Source organism: Shouchella oshimensis (genome assembly GCF_004375095.1).
GTDB classification, from domain to species: domain Bacteria; phylum Bacillota; class Bacilli; order Bacillales; family Bacillaceae_D; genus Shouchella; species Shouchella oshimensis.
In genome coordinates, this window is sequence record NZ_SNUX01000001.1 from 239,964 (window position 1) to 257,733 (window position 17,770).

Sequence of the window (17,770 nt, forward strand, 5' to 3'; positions counted from 1 at the left end):
CTCACCTCATAATAAGTCATTCTGGTCAAATAAATATCGATACGGAATGTCAATAAAGATATACAGCGCGTCAGACAATGGATATGAATAGGTCCGAATCTGTTCATCTTTATCTATATCTGTATACAGATCTGATAAAATCCCTTTTTTTTCCACGTTCATTCGGACGATATTTTCAAGAAAATACGGGCGCCAGCTCCAGTTTTTCGCCTTACTTTCCATTCGTAAATACCAGTTGCCACATTCGTCTTTTTCACCGTTACTTGACTCTTGATACCCGTTTTCATTACAAATATAAACACGGAATGTGTAATTCGTTAGCGCTTTTGCGATGGTTAATACCATACCATCAAGAGACTCATTTTGAGGAATTCCTTTTAACACTTGTTTTAACGATAATGTAAGCTCATTGGATAAGGTCAACTGAGCTTCCACTTTCTTTCGCTCGAAAGCAATAAAGTGGTTCATGTCTTTCATTAGTTGAACTTGCTCTATTGGCTCGTTAGGATTAGTAGGGACCGCTTTCTGCAAATAACTGCCTTGATAGTAACGTCCTCCGTTTCGCCATGCATAGTTAAGTTGGGCGAAAGACGTAATTCCATTAAATAATAGCGTTGAGCCAATTTTTCGTGCCAATGATGAAAGCGAATGATGAATGTCACTATACATACTAGGCAAGGCATTTTCTTGTAAAAAACCACAGCTTACACGAATGACATTGGGACGAATCTGACTAATAAATTCTAGCTGTGATGTAGTGGTATCTTCAGCATCGAGGGCGATTTGGATACCTAAACTTTGAATATACATAATCGTATGCTTCACATCAAACAGTTCTTCTAATGAGCGGTCAAAGCCAATAATGACAACAATTTGTTGGAAAGGCATGCCGTTATCTTTCATTTTCGTTAATCGCCCTAGTAGCGTTTCTCCATTATCAACCTCTAGTAGTTTGCTATTGTAATGAAAGAACAACGTCACAGGCTGTTCTGTATTAAACTGTGTCTCAAATGTTTCAAACGCTCTAGCTTGCAAATGATCTTCCATTTCAATTCGATATTCTCGTGGAATGTCATGGTCATCGAAAAACCAAGTTACGTTCATCGGTTTATTGTTCTCAATCCAATAGGCCTCTACTTCGTAACCAATAACTTTCTGTGTGTCTGCACTAATGATAGGTAAGAAATAAGGAACCACACGGTCTTTATTCATCATAATATCAAGAGGGTCCACAAGATCGCCTCCTTTTTATGAAAGTAAGTGTCTTTATTAAACTATGGAAAGTAAAAAATGCTTAACTCTCTTCTGAACTTGCTTTGGCTTTTCTTCTAGAAGTAAATGCCCGCACTGCTTAATAACGTGTATACGGCTATTGGGCAGATCTCGATGAAGGGCATAGCTTGTTTCAATCGAGATAAGGGGATCTTCTACACCTGAAAGAATGAGTACTGGTTGGTGTATTTGTTGAAGCTGTGCTTGCGACAAATCCCCTTCACGCTGTCGAGTTAATTGAATTAATCCATTTATAAATAATGGATCTGAAAGCGGCCCCTCGTAATTGGCAATCATATCTGCGGTTAAGCACCGTTTATTGTAAACAGCGTCTTGTAAGAAGAGTCGAACTTGCGGTTTTCGATGGTGCATGACCCAGTTTAAACTTCTTTCGATTAAAGGAAAATATGTAGCAACTTGAAATGGTTTCTTTACCGACTTTAAATAACCAGAACTTGCGAGTAATGAGATGCTTATCACTCTGTCCGGCTGGCGGTAAGCGAGGTAAAGGGCAATCTGTCCCCCCATTGAATGTCCGATTACGTGAAAGGAGTCCACATGTAATTGGCTCATTAATTCCCCAAGCTGATCCGCATAAGCAGAAAAGGAATAGACAGATCCATTTCCTTTCGAACTACGACCGAAGCCTGGCAAATCACAGCAAATAATATCATACTCTTCACGCAACGATGGAATAACACGGTAAAAACTTGTGACTGAAGCAAAAATACCATGAATCAGTAACAACGTTCCTTTTTTAGGCTTTGTGCTTTTAAACCATTCATAATAGATGCTTGCTTCATGAATATGCAAATAAGACGCTCGATTTGGTACCCGTTTTGGCATGTTGATTCACTCCCGTACACTTAGGATGTACGAGAAACGGCAAATCAAAACCTTACGATTTGTCTAAATGATAAGGGGTTTCTTGGTACACATAATAATTTAACCAATTTGAGAACAACAAGTTCGAGTGAGCTCTCCACTGAAGTGGTGGCAACGCTTCCGGATTTTCATCTGGAAAATAGTTTATGGGCATCTGGCATGCCCCACCTTGCTTGATGTCTCGTTCGTATTCTTTCTTTAACGTATGTGCATCATATTCAGCATGTCCCATAACGAAAATACGTTTTCCGTCTTTTGAAGAAGCAATGTAGACACCTGCTTCATCTGATGAGCTAAGTACTTCTAAATCTGATATTTCTTCTATGTCTTGGCGGTGAATCGTTGTATGACGAGAATGAGGAGCAAGAAAATAGTCGTCAAAACCACGAAGTAAATTCACATTCGAAACGTTTACCGTATGATTATAAATTCCAAACAGTTTTGTATTCAATGGACGTTTACGAATCTGGTAGTGATGGTAAAGTGCAGCTTGCGCCCCCCAGCAAATGTGAAGGGTTGATGTCACATTTGTTGTGGTCCAATCTAAGATGGATTTCATTTCGTCCCAGTAGTGGACATCATCAAAAGGTAAGGTCTCCACAGGCGCCCCTGTAATAATCATGCCATCAAATTTCAACGACTTAATTTCACTAATCGTTTTATAAAATTGTTGTAAATGTTCTTTTGATGTATTTTTTGGCTCGTGACTACTCGGATGTAAAAGAGAAACATCTATTTGAAGTGGCGTATTACCAAGAAGACGAATCAATTGTGTCTCTGTCTCTTGCTTCGTCGGCATTAAGTTTAAAATACAAATTTTCAGAGGTCGAATATCTTGTTGATAGGCACGTGATTCATCCATCACAAAGATATTTTCTTTTAACAGCTTCTCCTTTGCTGGTAAGTGATCAGGAATTTTAATTGGCATAAAACGTCTCTCCTAAACGAACCCATTATTTCGATTTTTCATTAATCTTACCGTAAGAATTTTCTAATTTCAACAAAAGCGCTTCATGAACTAAGAAAAAACAAGCAAAAAAGCGCAAAAGCGCTTCTTTGTCTTGCCTTCTATTTCAGTATCGCGCTAGTCGTACTTTTTCAGTCAACTTCGAGTGGAAACATCAGTTGCCCGCCACGAAAGTGATCACTGTAAACAAGCTCAAGCGCTGTATCTTTTGGAACGATAAATGCAATTTCCCCAGATACAGAGCGCCCGCTTTCTAATTGTCCACCAATAATCCCTTTTGTTTCAATCCGCTCAGCATGACTGTATGCATAATGCTCCTCATCGACTAACGTAAGATTGACCGGCAGAAAGCTAATACTTGATTCTCGCGTATTTTCTGCTGTTAAATCAACTTTCACTAGTTGTTCTGTATCACTATGTTCTGTGACACTAACACCGTTAAGCGTAACGTACACACCGTTGAGTTCCTGGGTTTCCGATTCATCCTGATGATCGGAAGCCGTCGGTTCTGTTGAATCGTTCGTCACTCCTACCGTTACGACCAAAATGATGAGTAAACATGCAAGTAAGCTTAATAATATAAGGATTTTGCCTTTCATTACGTTCCCTCTCCTTAACATATGTACAAATTTCTTTCTCTACCCTATGCTCGGAACTGGTTAATCATACATATGTTTAGTAAAAGAGTAAATAAGACTTATTACTCCCACCAATGATCATAGATTGTAACTGGTGTTTGCCGTTTGTGTTCTGTCATAGCGTAGCGTGACTCGATTTGTTGAGCAACTTCTTGATCCACTTGCTTTCCTTCTAAGTAATCATCAATTTGCTCATAAGAAATGCCCAGTGCTTCTTCATCTGGTAAACCAGGCTTGTCATCTTCTAAGTCCGCTGTTGGAACTTTCATATAAAGAGATTTTGGTGCCGCTAACGCTTCGAGTAACTGTTTTCCTTGACGCTTCGTTAAACCAAACAAAGGTGCAACATCACACGCACCATCACCGAATTTCGTAAAGAAGCCTGTTACAGCTTCTGCTGCGTGGTCGGTTCCAATAACAAGAGAATGGTAGTGAGCCGCCAAGTCAAATTGAACTTTCATTCGTTCTCGGGCTTTCGTATTTCCTTTTAAAAAAGTTGACAATTGAGACTGTGTTGCTTCTTGAAATGCTTGAACCGATGCGTCAACAGCATTCTTTATATTCACTGTTAACACATGATCTGCTTCAATATAAGAAAGAGCAAGCTGAGCATCCTCTTCATCATGCTGTTCTCCGTAAGGCAAGCGAACTGCATAAAATTGATAGCTTTCATCTTGTTTCTCTTCTCGTAGTTCCGTTACTGCTATTTGCGCAAGTTTTGCTGCAAGAGTTGAGTCTTGACCTCCAGATATACCAAGCACATAGCCTTTGGTTCCGGTTTTAATTGCATATGATTTAAGAAATTCGACACGGTTACGAATCTCTTCTCTTGGGTCAATGGTTTCTTTTGAAAATAAGTCTTTTCGAATACGATCTTGGTTAACGTCCATCTGTGCACACTCCATCCGTCTATTGAATTGAGAAAGCTGTGTTAATAACCCTTCGCTCTGCAAAATGGCTTCTTGTGTCTTTCCTAATAAATCAAAGTGGGAAAGTTCATCCCGTTGATGAATCCACTCTCTTTTTAAACCATATTGCTTACCCCAATGTATTAATTTCTCTCGATCTTCACAAGCCACTTTTGTTACAGTTGTCGCATTTGGAAAGCGCGCATCATACCAGTAGTGCGTGATAAAAGCAATTTTACCATTTCTAGCTTCCTGTTTCCACTTTGTCAATTCACGTCGGTTAATTCCAAACGCCATTAATGCTCCTCCATTAAACGGTTATAGGTTTCATACCATTCAGGGAAAGCTCGCTTAAACGGAACTGGTTTAAAGGTATCCTTTTTCACAATCACGTGCGTTGTATAACCTGTTACACAGACATCATCATGCTGATTTTTTATTTCATATTGGTAAATTGTTTTCACACCATCATTTAGGGATAACCATGTTGTGATGATAGCCTCATCTCCATAAACAAGAGGCTTTTTATATGTTGCATAGACGTCATACACAGGTGCATAATAGCCAGCTTGCTCCATTTCAACATAACTATAGCCTGCTTCTTGTATATACGCCGTTCTTCCTAATTCAAAAAACTTAATGTAGTTTGCGTGATAAACAACACCCATCATATCGGTATCTGCGTATTGGGGCGTAATGAACTTCTTAACCTGATATGGCAATGCCTATCCTCACCTTTCTCACTCTATCGCTTTTATACCTTGTCCTAATACTTGGTATACACTCTTAGTATAGCACAACGACCTCTTAAACAAGAAGCACGGTGCTTTTAAGAAGGTGACTTTTCAGGACCATCGTTTCCTTTCGTTGAATTGAATACCTGAATTACGTCTTTTGCTTCAATGGTAAGGGCTATATCCGATTCCTCTGTTGTTCGCAAAGCATGAGCTTGAATAATTTCCTCAAAAAACCAGTCAATGTAACGTCCATTTCCCGCAATGGTTTCTTTTGAAAAATGATCTTCGATTGCGTTAAACGCTTCGTCTGACCATGTATAGCCATACACAGTGAACTTTTGCTTCAACATTTCTGCCAATTGATTTGATGTATATGGCTGAAACTCAATTTCTTTTCGAATACGTGAACGCAAGCCAGGATTACTGTTTAGCAACGTCTGAATCTCATTATGGTAGCCAGCAAATATAACGACAAGATGTTCTTCATGTTCGGTCATTGCTTGAGTTATCATCGTAATCGCTTCCTTGCCAAAATCATTCTCTCCACCTTGTGCAAGTGCATAAGCTTCATCGATAAAGAGAACGCCACCTAGCGCATCTTGAATGACTTGATTTGTTTTAATGGCGGTTTGACCGACATAGCCTCCTACTAAATCACTTCTAGAAACCGTGACGAGATGACCTCGCTTTAATAAGCCAATCTCATTTAACGCCTCTGCATAAAGTGTGGCAACCGTTGTTTTCCCTGTGCCTGGTGGTCCGCTAAATACAGTATGAAGCGGCATCGGTGGAACAGGTAAATCCATGCGTCTACGCGATTCTTTTACTTTTGCAAAAGAAGTTAATTTATTCAATTCTGCTTTTACCTGTTCAAGCCCGACAAGTTCGTTAAGCTTTTGTAGGGCTTGTCCTGATTTAGCAGATTGCTTTGTTTGCACATGTTGCTCCTCTATTAAAACAAAGTCTCGCTCGGTAGTATGGTAACCTTGAGATCCTTTTTCAAAAATGGCTTTTTTTACAATGTCTTCAACGACACGTGCATTTCCAAACGACTGATCAATTTCCAAACGCTCTATTTCTGCTTTTACTTTTTGCAGTGCAGCATTTGTGAACACAAAATCAACATCAAGTGCTTTTTTCTCAGCAATTTGTAAGAGTTCGGATTCTGTATAATTTGGTAAATCAAAATGGTTTTGTTCAGGGAATCGACTTGCTAAACCAGGATTTGCACGAATGAACCCACGCATTTCTTGCGGATAGCCTGCTAAAATAACAGCAAACTTTCCTGCATACGTCTCACTCGTCATCGCTGATACAAGGGTATCGATAACCGCTTGACCGTAATCATTTCCTGACTGCCCTTCACGCTTTAAGCTGTAAGCCTCATCAATAAACAACACCCCCCCTACCGCTCGCTCAATAGCTGCCATCGTTTGCTCTTCAGTTTGACCAACATAGCCAGCAACAAGAGAAGCACGATCTACTTCATACACAGTTGGTTTTGCAAGCATTCCTAATTCGTAGTAGATGGAAGCGAGTAAACGAGCAATGGATGTTTTACCTGTACCAGGGTTCCCTGTTACGACCATATTCAGGTTTAACAGATTGTTTGAAGAAAGACCAACTTCTTCACGACTCTTTTGATACTTTAAAAACGCATAGAGCTTTTTAACTCGATCTTTTACATCAGTTAAACCAATCATTTCTTCTAGCTGAGCCAGTGCGGATGTCTGCTTCTCTCCAAGAGCTTCATCCATTTCTTTGTTTACTCTTTCTTGCAGTTCATTCACACTATCAAGCTGCTTCTTCAATTGGGTGAACTGACTTTTTGAATAATAGTTTCCTTGAAAGCTGGCTAAAAACTGCTGACTGCGATCATTTAACTCTTTTATATTAGTTAAGAGCATGCTACCATGCTTTTTCGCAAGGGAGGTTTCTTTTCCTTCTACTTGAGTGATCCAGTCTTGACTACGTGTAATGATCTGCTCTACTTTTTGCTTTTTTACTCGGGCTTGGTCTGTTTCTCTAAGCTGTGGCCACGAACGACGAATCCATTCATCTTGAGCCCAAGAAACGAGTAGCTGTTTTTCGGTTAGCTCGTCTAAAAAGTCGTTAAAAGAGCCATCTTCCTCTAATTCTTGTTTCCATTTCTCAGTAAATAAATCCATCTTCTGCTTACGTTCAAACCGCAACGAAACAAGTGTAGCAAGTTCATTTCGGTTGTTTTCACCCTCGTCGTTCTCTAAACGTTTTCGCCAAAGTTGTGCCTCTTCTACTAATTTCTCATTTGTTGTCCCCATAGCTTTCCTCCTAATGAACATGACCTTCATGAACAAACTGGCGTTTTTCTATAACCCGAACCTTTTGTCCATCTTCATCGAGTAATTCGTATTGATGGGGCTCTTCTAATGTCCCATTCATGCTCTGTATATAGAAGAATACGTGATCATCAACAGGTACTTCAACAGATCCATTTGAAAATTGGATACGTACTTGTTCAATATCTTCTGTGACATAGCCGAGGGTCACGTACGTACTTATCGTTTCAACATCTACCCAATCATTTTCTATAAACATGAAGGTATCCATAAATTGTTCACCACCTGTTAGAAAGCCATTCTCTATCTCTACTTCAGCATCTAAATATTTCCGATACCCGTCAGGCTCCTTTTTTAATCGTTCCGCAATAAGATGGCGTTCATTTTCCTGATAAACAACGGCAAAAGAATCTTCGTCGATTGACCATGTTGCCAAAATATCAAGCTCGTTCGTTTCTCTGTTGACAGCGATAGCCTCTTCTACACTGTCGTGGACAGTTAAATTAACAGGAATTTCACCAGGAGCTGTACTAGTCATTAAACCTAGATAAAATGTGGCCACAAATAAAATGGCTGCCCCTACACTATATATCGTTCGTCTCCATCTCCAGGCAACAAATAGACCGAGGAAAAAGACGAAAACGGAAAGCCCCAGCAATAAGCCAGACCAAAGAGAAGGAGAAAATGCAATTAATTGATTTTCAATCAGTGGTTCATTCAAGAAAAACTGCATTACAGGATTAAATGGCTCGTTTTGCAAAGTGCGCAGCACATTATGAGGTGGTTCTGTTTCCGTTAACCACGCTGTTACAATAAAAACAGCTAAAACAAAAAAAGATTCGGCACAAAACGAGCGTTGGCGTTCCTGTGCAGATAATGACACGCCTTTTCCACTAAGGGTAACAAGATGCCGAAACCCGAAAAGCAACAAAGGAAAAATAAGGATGTTCTTAATAAGTAATAGCTGGCCGTATGTCAGCATCCAACTATTCACATATTCAGGTGCAATTTCTCCCATCATGACAAATCCACTCGTTGAAACAAGAAGCAAACTAAACACAGCAAGTGCAGAAAACCATTGGTGAAATTTCTGTCCGTCTTCTAATCGCGTCCCATAAAGACTGACGATAAATAATGGACCCACCCAGAGTGACATCGCCAATAAATGAATACCGTTTGATAGTGCACCTGTTGCATAGCCTTCTGTTAAAGACGCACTATGGCTGGACAAACTTACTGCTCCAATAATGCCTATAAAGAAAAGTAGCTGCAAACTTGAAACCACGTATCGATTCCATTTTTTGGTTAAAACCACTAGGACAAGCTGTACGCTTGAAAACAGAAGAACGAGTAAAAAGCTCGTTCCTAAAATATGTTCTCCCATTGCTGTCAGCGTTCCGTCTAAAAGCGACGTATCAAAAAACGTCGCATACGTTGACCCAAGTACGATGACGTTTCCAAATTGAAGCAGTGGAACAGCAAGTATAACGCTAAGTAAAAACAATGGGTGATGCGTACCTTCAATACCTCTTCCTTTTGGCACCATTTGAATAACGAGTAAGCCTGCCAACAATGCTAAGCTTGTATACATAAGAGCATTTAAGATCATTTCCGTCATATTGTTCTCCCCTACTAAACGATTCCACTTTATTTTAACAGGCAGAGAGCTGTTCTAGTTACTTTTTACTAAATCGACAAAAAACCGTCGAGATCTCGACGGTTTATCCTTTAGGAGGAATATAGTCTGGCTGGCGATTTGATTTCGTCGCGACTTTCTTTCCATTATTTCGGTTCGATTTTCGCGGCTGTGTTCCTAAATGGTCTGGAGTAAATTGGGCAAATCGGTTTTTTTCACTCACAAAACATCCCTCCTTATGGATAGTGTTTCACAAATGAGGGGTTTTTACGTTAGCTTATTTTGGCAATGCATGCTTTTGTTCAAATCGCTCTTCTAAACGATTAATTTCAGCCTGATCTTGAATTAATCGCTCTTTGTTCTGCTTTACTAATTGATCAAACGGTAATCTTCCAACTCTTCTCATCCTCAGTCACCTCGTTTTTATATACAGTATTGCACCTTTACAACTGTTTTAAACCTTCTTTCGATGTAAAAAGATGAATATTCAACAAATTTTGCACATAGCCTTTAGTGAGAGGGGTGAATACAGTGATTCACTTAGAACAACTGTCTTTGGAAATAGAAAACAAATTACAGCGACCACTAATGAATGAGGAGAAACAGTTGCTTGAATGGGTTTGTACTCAAACAGCCAATCAACAATCATAGCATCTATCTGCACATAAAAAGACTCCCCGTCAGCAGTGACCATGTCTTCTTTGTTCACTGCACGGGAAGTCGATTTCGTACACGTTATTTTTTATCGTCGTCTTTTTTTGTTCTTGCAACAATGGAATCAAGTAACTCGACGATATCGTCTCGACTTAATTCATTTTTAAATTCCGCATTATGTTGTTCCCGTTCGCTGTCATTCAGGTCAACACGCTCGGATGTTTCCTGTGAGCTATTTTGCCCTTCACCTTCAGGTAATGCTTTCACAACTCGATTGTTTTCATCGACTTCGTAATACTCTCCATCGATTGTTACCATTCGTGGTGTACGGTTTTTAGAACGGGTTTCTTTGTCAAACAAACTGTAAAGAACCGGAATAAAGATTAACGTTAGCGCTGTACTACTTATTAAACCACCAATAACTGCTATAGCCATCGGCTGTTGTAATTCTGCCCCTTCGCCATAGCCAAACGCAATTGGCACCATTCCTAAAATAGCGGTCAAGGAGGTCATTACAATTGGTCGTGTTCGTAGCTGGACAGATTCAACTAGAGCGTTATACGTTGACATCCCTTTTTGCTTCTGCTGATTTACAAAATCAAGCATGACAATTCCGTTGTTCGTTACAACACCCACTAAAATGATGATCCCAATAAACGTTGTTACACCAATCGCTGTTTGCGTAAGTGTTAAAGCAAGGGTAACACCGATTAGTACAAGTGGAACAGTCATTAACATGATAAACGGTAGTTTAAACGACTCAAATTGCGCAGCCATAATCAAGTAAATGAAAATAATCGCAAGAACAAGCGCTAAAATCATACTGCCTATGGCATCTTCAAGAATTTCTTGCTCGCCTCCAAAGGAGTAGCTAGCACCTTCAGGAAATTCAATTTCAGCAATTGAATCTTCAATTAATGTTGAAACGTCACTTAGCGTTGCTTCTGTTGTATAACCAACCGTTACCTCAACTGCTTCTGATTGATCTGCTCGTTGGATAGAGGCTGGCGATTCGCCTTCTGTTACGTCTGCTACTTCATTTAACGAAATGGTTGTTCCTTCTTGAGAGACTATTTGTAAATTCTCAAGCTCATTTATCGTTTCCGTGTATTCTGACGCAAGACCAACATGCACTTCATACGTTTGGGATGTATCATCACTGGTCAGTTGAATGAGCATCGCCGTTTCTCCGCGTGTAGCACTATTAACTTGGCTCGCGATTTCAGCTGGCGTTAGCCCTTCTGCTCGAGCATCTTCTGCATTCACATCAACGACAATTTCTGGTACTTGATCTTCAATACTCAGCTGTACTTCCCGAACGAGAGACGAGTCCAACAACTCTTCTTCAAGTTCGTAGACTGTATCGTATAATGCGTTACGATCAGAATGAGTTACAGTAAATGGAACCGTATTTGCTTCTCCACTTAACGCTGCTGTCTGTGTAAAAGCACGAACGTCTGCATCGTCATCAGCACGCTCAAGATCTCGTTCAATTGTTTCAATAAATTCTGCTGTAGAGACAGAGCGATCTTCTAATGGAATCATCGCCACCGTAATTTGTGCAGTATGTGATCCTCCAGATTGACCAGGCTGATCACTTGAACCAATTACACTTACATAATCATTTACTTCTTGATAATCGGCGAGAACATTTTCAATTTCCTCAACTGCTTCTGTTGTTCGGGTTAAACTTGTTCCTGTTTCCATTTCAACGTCGACGGTAAAAGAGCCTTGATCGCTTTCTGGAATTAATTCTAGTCCAACCGTACTTAGACCAACTCCACCGATAAGAAGCAATCCAAACGTACTAGCAATAACCGTTTTTCGGTGGCCTAAAGACCAGTGGGTCATTTTTTCTAATCCACGCATCGTTCTAGATTCGCGTCTTTTCGCCTCATCGTTTGCCTGAGACGGTTTTAGCACTCGGCTTGCAATCATGGGTACAACGGTAATCGCTACAATAAAGGAAGACAATAAACTAAATGAAACGGTTAACGCCAATTCTCTAAACAAGTTTCCAACAATCCCACTAATAAAGACAATTGGAAGGAAAACAGAAATAGTCGTTAACGTAGATGCGAAGATCGCAGCCATTACTTCTTTTGTCCCATCAGAAGCTGCTTGCTTCGAATCTTTTCCTTTTGCTAAATGACGATAAATGTTTTCAATAACAACAATCGCATTATCGACAACTAAGCCAATACCAAGAGCTAAACCACCTAATGTCATAATGTTTAACCCAATATCTAAGAAATACATAAAGGCAAATGTAACAATAACTGAGAATGGTATCGCTAACCCAATAATAAGAGGTGTTTTAAGGTTACGTAAGAAGAAAAACAACACAACCATGGCGAGTACGCCACCAATAATTAATGCAGTAGCAACACTTTGGATCGCTGAGTTAATAAAGTCACCTTCATCATAAAGCACCACAACATCTAAGTCTTCATAATCAGCATCGTCTTGTAATTCATTTAAGCGCTCATTTACATCATTTGATGTTTGCGTCGTATTCGCACTTGATTCTTGCATAATCGATAAGCTGATAGCCGGTTCTTGATTTGCTCGGGTTAATGTTTCTAATTCTTCTGAACTAATTTCAACACTTGCAATACTCGTTAACGTAATCTCCTCACCGGTTTCTGGATTAACGCCAACAACCAATTCTTCAATATCTTCTATGCTCGTTAGTTCATGGATGATTCTTGTTGTTAAGCTAAAATCATCTTGTTCAACAGTGCCACCTGGCATCGTAATTTGGTTTGCTTGCAAAGCATTCACAACTGTATCTTGCGTAACACCTGCATCAATCATGTCTTCCTGATCGAGTTCAATCGAAACGATTTCACTAATGGTCCCTGATTCATTCACACTAGCAACCCCAGGGACTTGAAGAATTTCTTGTTCTAAATCCATTACATCATCTTGAAATGCTTCAATCTCATCATTGGACGTGACTGCGAGCTGCATCATTGGAAACATGGATGGATCAAACTTTAAAAAGCTTGGTTCCCCAGCGCCATCAGGCAAATCAATTTGCCTTAGTGCATTAATAATGTCTAGTTCTACATCTTCAATGGACGAGCTCCAATCAAATTCAAGTAGGATAATAGAAGATCCTTCTTGAGAATTTGACGTCATGTTTTGTAAACCTGAAATACTTGCCATGCGATTTTCAATTGGGATGGTTACTTGATCCTGAACTTCTTGAGGGTTTACATTCGGATAGCTTGTAGCAATTGCTGCAACTGGAGGATTAATCTCTGGTAGCAGCTGCAGTGGCAACCGTGTAAGTGAAACAATCCCCATTATAATAAAGAAAATCATTCCGACAATGGTAAACACGGGCCTGCGAATTGAAAAATTTGTCACGTTGGTTCCTCCATCATGTCATGTCTTTTTATCTATACACACCTTACACAATAAAAAGGTTAAAAATCAAGCAAAAACAATTTAGACCCCTAAACTATTTGCCCAAAAGAAAAAACTTGCTCGAAGGATCAAGCAAGTTTCTCTATCTTGTTTAAGCTGGCTGCAGCTTATCACGAAGAACCATTTGAAGTATTCCACCGTGGCGATAGTAATCAACATCAACATCACTATCAAAACGAACAAGCGCTTCAAATTCGGTTTTTGTTCCATCTTCAGCTACAGCTGTAACGGTGACATAATCACGCGGTTTCACTGTATCATCAATTGCAACTGAAATGCTTTCTCTACCTGTTAGACCAAGAGATTCAGCATTTTCACCCGCTTTGAATTGAAGAGGTAGAACACCCATTAATACTAGGTTAGAGCGGTGAATACGCTCGTAACTTTCAGCAATAACTGTTTTAATCCCTAGTAAGTTTGTACCCTTTGCAGCCCAGTCACGAGAAGATCCCATCCCATAATCTTGACCAGCGAGAACAACAAGACCTGTATCATTCTCTTTGTACTTCATCGCCGCATCATAAATGGACATTACTTCGTCTGTTGGCCAGTATGTTGTAAATCCACCTTCTGTACCTGGTGCAATTTGGTTACGAATACGGATATTCGCAAACGTTCCTCTCATCATAACATCGTGATTACCACGACGTGAACCGTATGAGTTGAAATCTCTTGGCTCTACACCTTTTTCCATTAAGAACTTACCAGCTGGCGTGTTCTTACCAATGGCTCCAGCAGGAGAGATGTGATCTGTCGTAACAGAATCGCCGAATTTACCAATTACACGTAAATCAGAAAGCGGCTTTACAGCTTCAGGATCTTTTGCTAATCCTTCAAAGAATGGTGGATTTGCAATGTATGTTGACTCATCATCCCATTTGTATAGGGCGTCATCCGTCGTATTAATTTGATTCCAACGATCGTTACTTGTAAAGACATCTTGGTATTCACGACGGAATAACTCTGGCGTTACCGTTTGATCAACAATTGTACGTACTTCTTCTGTTGATGGCCAAATATCTTTAAAGTAAACAGGTTTACCGTCTTTATCTGTAGAGATTGGATCGTTCAATAAATCAACGTTCACTGTTCCTGCTAGTGCATAGGCTACTACAAGTGGTGGTGATGCTAAGTAGTTTGCTTTCACAAGCGGATGAATACGTCCTTCAAAGTTACGGTTACCAGATAATACAGACGTAACAGTTAAGTCGTTACTCGAAATTGCTTCTTCAATTTCATCCTCTAGTGGCCCAGAGTTTCCGATACATGTTGTACAGCCATATCCAACAAGATGGAAGCCAAGATCCTCTAAATAAGGCATTAAACCAGAATCATTTAAATAGCCAGTAACGACTTTTGAACCTGGTGCAAGTGATGTTTTCACATATTCAGGTACTTGGAGCCCTAATTCACTTGCTTTTTTCGCAACAAGACCTGCTGCTACAAGCACATATGGATTCGATGTATTTGTACAACTTGTGATAGCAGCGATAGCTACAGCCCCTGTTTTCATCGTTGTTGTACGACCATCTTTGTACGTTACATCAACCGTTTTATTGAATTCTGACTGGTCAAGACCAAGACCCTGGTTTCCTTGAGGCGCAACAACCGCATCTTGGAATGATTTTTGCATTTTTGGTAATTCAATTAAATCTTGTGGGCGTTTTGGTCCAGAAAGATTTGCATGAATTTGAGACAAGTCGACTTCAACCACATCTGTATACGTTGGATCTGGTGTTTCACCAGGAATATACCATAGTCCGTTTGCTTGACAATAAGCACGAACCAATTCAATTTGTTCTTCAGAACGCCCTGTTAAGCGCATGTAGTTCATTGCTTCTTCATCCACTGGGAAGAATCCACATGTTGCACCATACTCAGGAGCCATATTGGAAATTGTTGCACGGTCAGCAAGTGGCATATCTGCTAAACCTGGACCGAAATACTCAACGAATTTTCCAACAACGTTCTTTTGGCGAAGGACTTGAGTTACTTTTAACGCTACGTCTGTCGCTGTTGTGCCACTTGGTAAAGAACCAGTGAATTTTAAACCAATAACTTCTGGTACTGGGAAGTAAGATGGTTGTCCAAGCATGCCCGCTTCCGCTTCAATACCACCAACGCCCCAGCCTAAAACACCTAAGCCGTTGATCATCGTTGTATGAGAATCTGTTCCTACAAGTGAATCAGGGAACGTTAACCATTCGCCATCTTTCTCAACTGCATGAACGACGTTTGCTATGTACTCCAAGTTTACTTGGTGTACGATACCAGTTGCTGGAGGAACCGCATTGTAATTATCAAACGCTTTCTTTGCCCAGCTTAAAAATTCATAACGCTCGCCATTCCGTTCAAACTCGCGATTCATATTATAAAGCAATGAATCATCTGTACCGAATTTATCTACTTGTACAGAGTGGTCAATGACAAGATCTACAGGGATTTCAGGGTTAATCTGATCTGGGTCCCCACCAAGGTCCGCCATCGCTTTTCTTAGCGCTGCTAAATCAACCACAGCTGGCACTCCAGTGAAATCTTGTAGAATAACACGAGAAGGTTTGAAAGGAACATCAATTTCTTTTTGTTCAGGTGTTCCCCACTTCGCTAAATTTTCAACATGCTCTTTTTTAATGACATAATCATCATACTGACGTAACACTGATTCTAATAATACTTTCACAGAATATGGTAGCCTATTAACGTTCCCATAACCTGCTTTCTCTAACGCATCTAATGCATAGTAATGATACGTTTTTCCGTTTGACTCAAAAGAAGACCGCGCTTTAAACACATCTAAGTTTTTTGACATCTAAGACCCTCCTTATCAACTTCATCATATCGCATTGTTCCTTTCTTGTCTAAGGAACGCACTTGAGTAAGCGCTTTTAATGTAAGCGATACAATTGCCCTTCATTAGAATAGCAAAAGTTGACGAAAGTTTAAATCTTTTTTCGACATTTTTTAAAAAGGATAAGAAAAAAAACGTTTCACATACTAAAAAAAGAAAAGCGAGGTGAAGAAAATGAAAGGAAATTCAAAAGCTAGACGCAACCAACCACAGCATCCAGATAGTAACCAACCACAAAAACAAAGCGGCTCTCATAAAACAAAAAAAGCCAACCATGTTAGCCAAACGAACGGAGAAGGTTAACTCGCCCAAACCTTTTTAGAACCCCTGCATAGACTGTAATCATACCTTGATAAAAAGGAGGTTACACAATGAGCGGTGGATTTGGAACAGGCGGTGGTTTCGCTTTAATTGTTGTTCTTTTTATTCTTTTAGTAATTGTCGGAGCAAGCTGGTTCTAAAAAAAGGACTGCATCGCAGTCCTTTTTTTCTTTACATAAGATAACGGCTATATTTCAACAAAAACATCGCTCCAATGCTAAAAGCTAAAAGGAGACTCGCCTTTCGAAATGGCTTTTCATACTCTTGCTCACCACTGGCCATTAAACGCAGGCTCTTACTAGTTATTCCTAAACTAGCCCCAATTACAAGAGTTAGCAGAACGACGCCCCATGTCCACCACGATCGCCACTCGACTAACAGAGGAATTCCTGTAGCAATTAAAAGGAGTAACCCTATATGGGCAATGACAAGAATGACACGGTAAACCTTTATCAGCCTCATCTTAAAGCGTTCCCCGTCATCAAGCCTCGCTGCATAATACAAAAATGGCAGCGGAATACATAAGAACAACACGATTGATGTAAACATATGCGTCGCAAAAAGAACAATTTGAGACACGTTTTTCTCCCCCTCCATAGCAACACACCCCATTTTATGCTAAAGTAACAGCAAAGAACAAGCAAAAAGGAGGGGTGTTGATGAGTGACTGGTTTATGAATATGATTGTACTATGGACCTTTATCTTGCTTGGCCTAATGTTTATCGGTGGGTTCTTCATGTTTAGAAAATTCCTTAAGCGAATGCCAAAAGAAGACGGGAAATCCATCTTAGACTGGCAAGAATACTACATAAACAAGGCTTTACCTCTATGGAAAGATGAACAGAGGCAATTGTTAAATGAACTTGTAGAACCAGTACCAGAACTCTTTCGTGACGTGGCTAAAGAGAAAATCGCCGGTAAAATTAGTGAGATTGCCTTAAATGAACAGGCAACTACCCTTACATTAGATACGATTATTCGTGGATATATTTTAGCAACACCTAAAAAAGATCACCGTTTTTTAATTAAGAAATTAAAACAAAAAGATATTGATTTAACACCCTATGAACATCTACTTGACCGCCAATCAAAAGCCAGAAGCAAAAGAGAGCTCCAAGAGGCAGTTGAACGAAAACAATCCAGCTAAAAA

Annotated in this window: 16 protein-coding genes; 3 read left to right on the top strand and 13 right to left on the bottom strand. The window is 39.8% G+C overall.

Annotated elements, in window-relative coordinates; all coding sequences use genetic code 11:
* Positions 1-6 precede the first annotated feature (6 nt).
* The 12 genes from E2L03_RS01255 to acnA all read right to left on the bottom strand — a co-directional run bounded on the left by E2L03_RS01255 (position 7) and on the right by acnA (position 16,259).
* Entirely contained in the window at positions 7-1,233 is a 1,227-nt protein-coding gene (locus tag E2L03_RS01255; RefSeq protein WP_038480497.1) for an EAL-associated domain-containing protein, read from the bottom strand.
* 36 nt (positions 1,234-1,269) lie between these two features.
* Positions 1,270-2,118 carry an alpha/beta fold hydrolase gene (locus E2L03_RS01260; RefSeq protein WP_134258463.1) on the bottom strand — a complete coding sequence of 283 codons (849 nt, stop codon included), beginning with the start codon at positions 2,116-2,118 and terminating at the stop codon, positions 1,270-1,272.
* 52 nt (positions 2,119-2,170) lie between these two features.
* Entirely contained in the window at positions 2,171-3,085 is a 915-nt protein-coding gene (metA, locus tag E2L03_RS01265) for a homoserine O-acetyltransferase MetA (protein ID WP_038480502.1), read from the bottom strand.
* A 170-nt stretch (positions 3,086-3,255) separates the two neighbouring features.
* Positions 3,256-3,723 carry a DUF4352 domain-containing protein gene (locus E2L03_RS01270; protein ID WP_166740164.1) on the bottom strand — a complete coding sequence of 156 codons (468 nt, stop codon included), beginning with the start codon at positions 3,721-3,723 and terminating at the stop codon, positions 3,256-3,258.
* A 101-nt stretch (positions 3,724-3,824) separates the two neighbouring features.
* Positions 3,825-4,652 (bottom strand): NAD(+) synthase, encoded by an 828-nt coding sequence (gene nadE / locus E2L03_RS01275; RefSeq protein WP_051667742.1) that lies wholly within the window; start codon positions 4,650-4,652, stop codon positions 3,825-3,827.
* Positions 4,653-4,966: 314 nt separating this feature from the next.
* The gene (locus tag E2L03_RS01280; RefSeq protein WP_038480508.1) at positions 4,967-5,392 is read right to left on the bottom strand and encodes an acyl-CoA thioesterase; all 426 of its coding nucleotides are present in this window, start codon (positions 5,390-5,392) and stop codon (positions 4,967-4,969) included.
* 107 nt (positions 5,393-5,499) lie between these two features.
* Complete coding sequence (locus tag E2L03_RS01285; protein WP_166740165.1) at positions 5,500-7,707, bottom strand: AAA family ATPase; 2,208 nt, start codon at positions 7,705-7,707, stop codon at positions 5,500-5,502.
* Positions 7,708-7,717: 10 nt separating this feature from the next.
* Complete coding sequence (locus E2L03_RS01290; protein ID WP_134258465.1) at positions 7,718-9,343, bottom strand: CopD family protein; 1,626 nt, start codon at positions 9,341-9,343, stop codon at positions 7,718-7,720.
* Between the two features lie 103 nt (positions 9,344-9,446).
* Complete coding sequence (locus tag E2L03_RS01295) at positions 9,447-9,584, bottom strand: acid-soluble spore protein N (protein WP_035397213.1); 138 nt, start codon at positions 9,582-9,584, stop codon at positions 9,447-9,449.
* Positions 9,585-9,638: 54 nt separating this feature from the next.
* Positions 9,639-9,767, bottom strand: coding sequence for an FbpB family small basic protein (locus tag E2L03_RS01300; protein ID WP_078440102.1), 129 nt, complete (start codon positions 9,765-9,767; stop codon positions 9,639-9,641).
* A 329-nt stretch (positions 9,768-10,096) separates the two neighbouring features.
* Positions 10,097-13,390, bottom strand: coding sequence for an efflux RND transporter permease subunit (locus E2L03_RS01305; RefSeq protein ID WP_134258466.1), 3,294 nt, complete (start codon positions 13,388-13,390; stop codon positions 10,097-10,099).
* 151 nt (positions 13,391-13,541) lie between these two features.
* Positions 13,542-16,259 (bottom strand): aconitate hydratase AcnA, encoded by a 2,718-nt coding sequence (gene acnA, locus E2L03_RS01310; protein WP_038480519.1) that lies wholly within the window; start codon positions 16,257-16,259, stop codon positions 13,542-13,544.
* A 213-nt stretch (positions 16,260-16,472) separates the two neighbouring features.
* Here acnA and E2L03_RS01315 point away from each other — a divergent pair, with 213 nt between their 5' ends.
* Both E2L03_RS01315 and E2L03_RS01320 read left to right on the top strand, forming a co-directional pair.
* Complete coding sequence (locus E2L03_RS01315) at positions 16,473-16,601, top strand: small acid-soluble spore protein P (protein ID WP_078440101.1); 129 nt, start codon at positions 16,473-16,475, stop codon at positions 16,599-16,601.
* Positions 16,602-16,669: 68 nt separating this feature from the next.
* Positions 16,670-16,759, top strand: coding sequence for a YjcZ family sporulation protein (locus E2L03_RS01320; protein WP_035397209.1), 90 nt, complete (start codon positions 16,670-16,672; stop codon positions 16,757-16,759).
* A gap of 31 nt (positions 16,760-16,790) precedes the next feature.
* Here E2L03_RS01320 and E2L03_RS01325 read toward each other — a convergent pair whose 3' ends face one another.
* The gene (locus tag E2L03_RS01325) at positions 16,791-17,198 is read right to left on the bottom strand and encodes a hypothetical protein (protein WP_134258467.1); all 408 of its coding nucleotides are present in this window, start codon (positions 17,196-17,198) and stop codon (positions 16,791-16,793) included.
* 80 nt (positions 17,199-17,278) lie between these two features.
* Here E2L03_RS01325 and E2L03_RS01330 point away from each other — a divergent pair, with 80 nt between their 5' ends.
* The gene (locus E2L03_RS01330) at positions 17,279-17,767 is read left to right on the top strand and encodes a DUF2621 domain-containing protein (RefSeq protein ID WP_180316745.1); all 489 of its coding nucleotides are present in this window, start codon (positions 17,279-17,281) and stop codon (positions 17,765-17,767) included.
* Positions 17,768-17,770: the final 3 nt, after the last annotated feature.

What these genes read in the sequence shown, in the direction of transcription:
- E2L03_RS01260 (WP_134258463.1), bottom strand. Translation starts at nt 2,118, where the DNA reads ATGCCAAAACGGGTACCAAATCGAGCGTCTTATTTGCATATTCATGAA.
- metA (WP_038480502.1), bottom strand. Translation starts at nt 3,085, where the DNA reads ATGCCAATTAAAATTCCTGATCACTTACCAGCAAAGGAGAAGCTGTTA.
- E2L03_RS01270 (WP_166740164.1), bottom strand. Translation starts at nt 3,723, where the DNA reads ATGAAAGGCAAAATCCTTATATTATTAAGCTTACTTGCATGTTTACTC.
- nadE (WP_051667742.1), bottom strand. Translation starts at nt 4,652, where the DNA reads ATGGACGTTAACCAAGATCGTATTCGAAAAGACTTATTTTCAAAAGAA.
- E2L03_RS01285 (WP_166740165.1), bottom strand. Translation starts at nt 7,707, where the DNA reads ATGGGGACAACAAATGAGAAATTAGTAGAAGAGGCACAACTTTGGCGA.
- E2L03_RS01290 (WP_134258465.1), bottom strand. Translation starts at nt 9,343, where the DNA reads ATGACGGAAATGATCTTAAATGCTCTTATGTATACAAGCTTAGCATTG.
- E2L03_RS01300 (WP_078440102.1), bottom strand. Translation starts at nt 9,767, where the DNA reads ATGAGAAGAGTTGGAAGATTACCGTTTGATCAATTAGTAAAGCAGAAC.
- acnA (WP_038480519.1), bottom strand. Translation starts at nt 16,259, where the DNA reads ATGTCAAAAAACTTAGATGTGTTTAAAGCGCGGTCTTCTTTTGAGTCA.
- E2L03_RS01315 (WP_078440101.1), top strand. Translation starts at nt 16,473, where the DNA reads ATGAAAGGAAATTCAAAAGCTAGACGCAACCAACCACAGCATCCAGAT.
- E2L03_RS01320 (WP_035397209.1), top strand. Translation starts at nt 16,670, where the DNA reads ATGAGCGGTGGATTTGGAACAGGCGGTGGTTTCGCTTTAATTGTTGTT.
- E2L03_RS01330 (WP_180316745.1), top strand. Translation starts at nt 17,279, where the DNA reads ATGAGTGACTGGTTTATGAATATGATTGTACTATGGACCTTTATCTTG.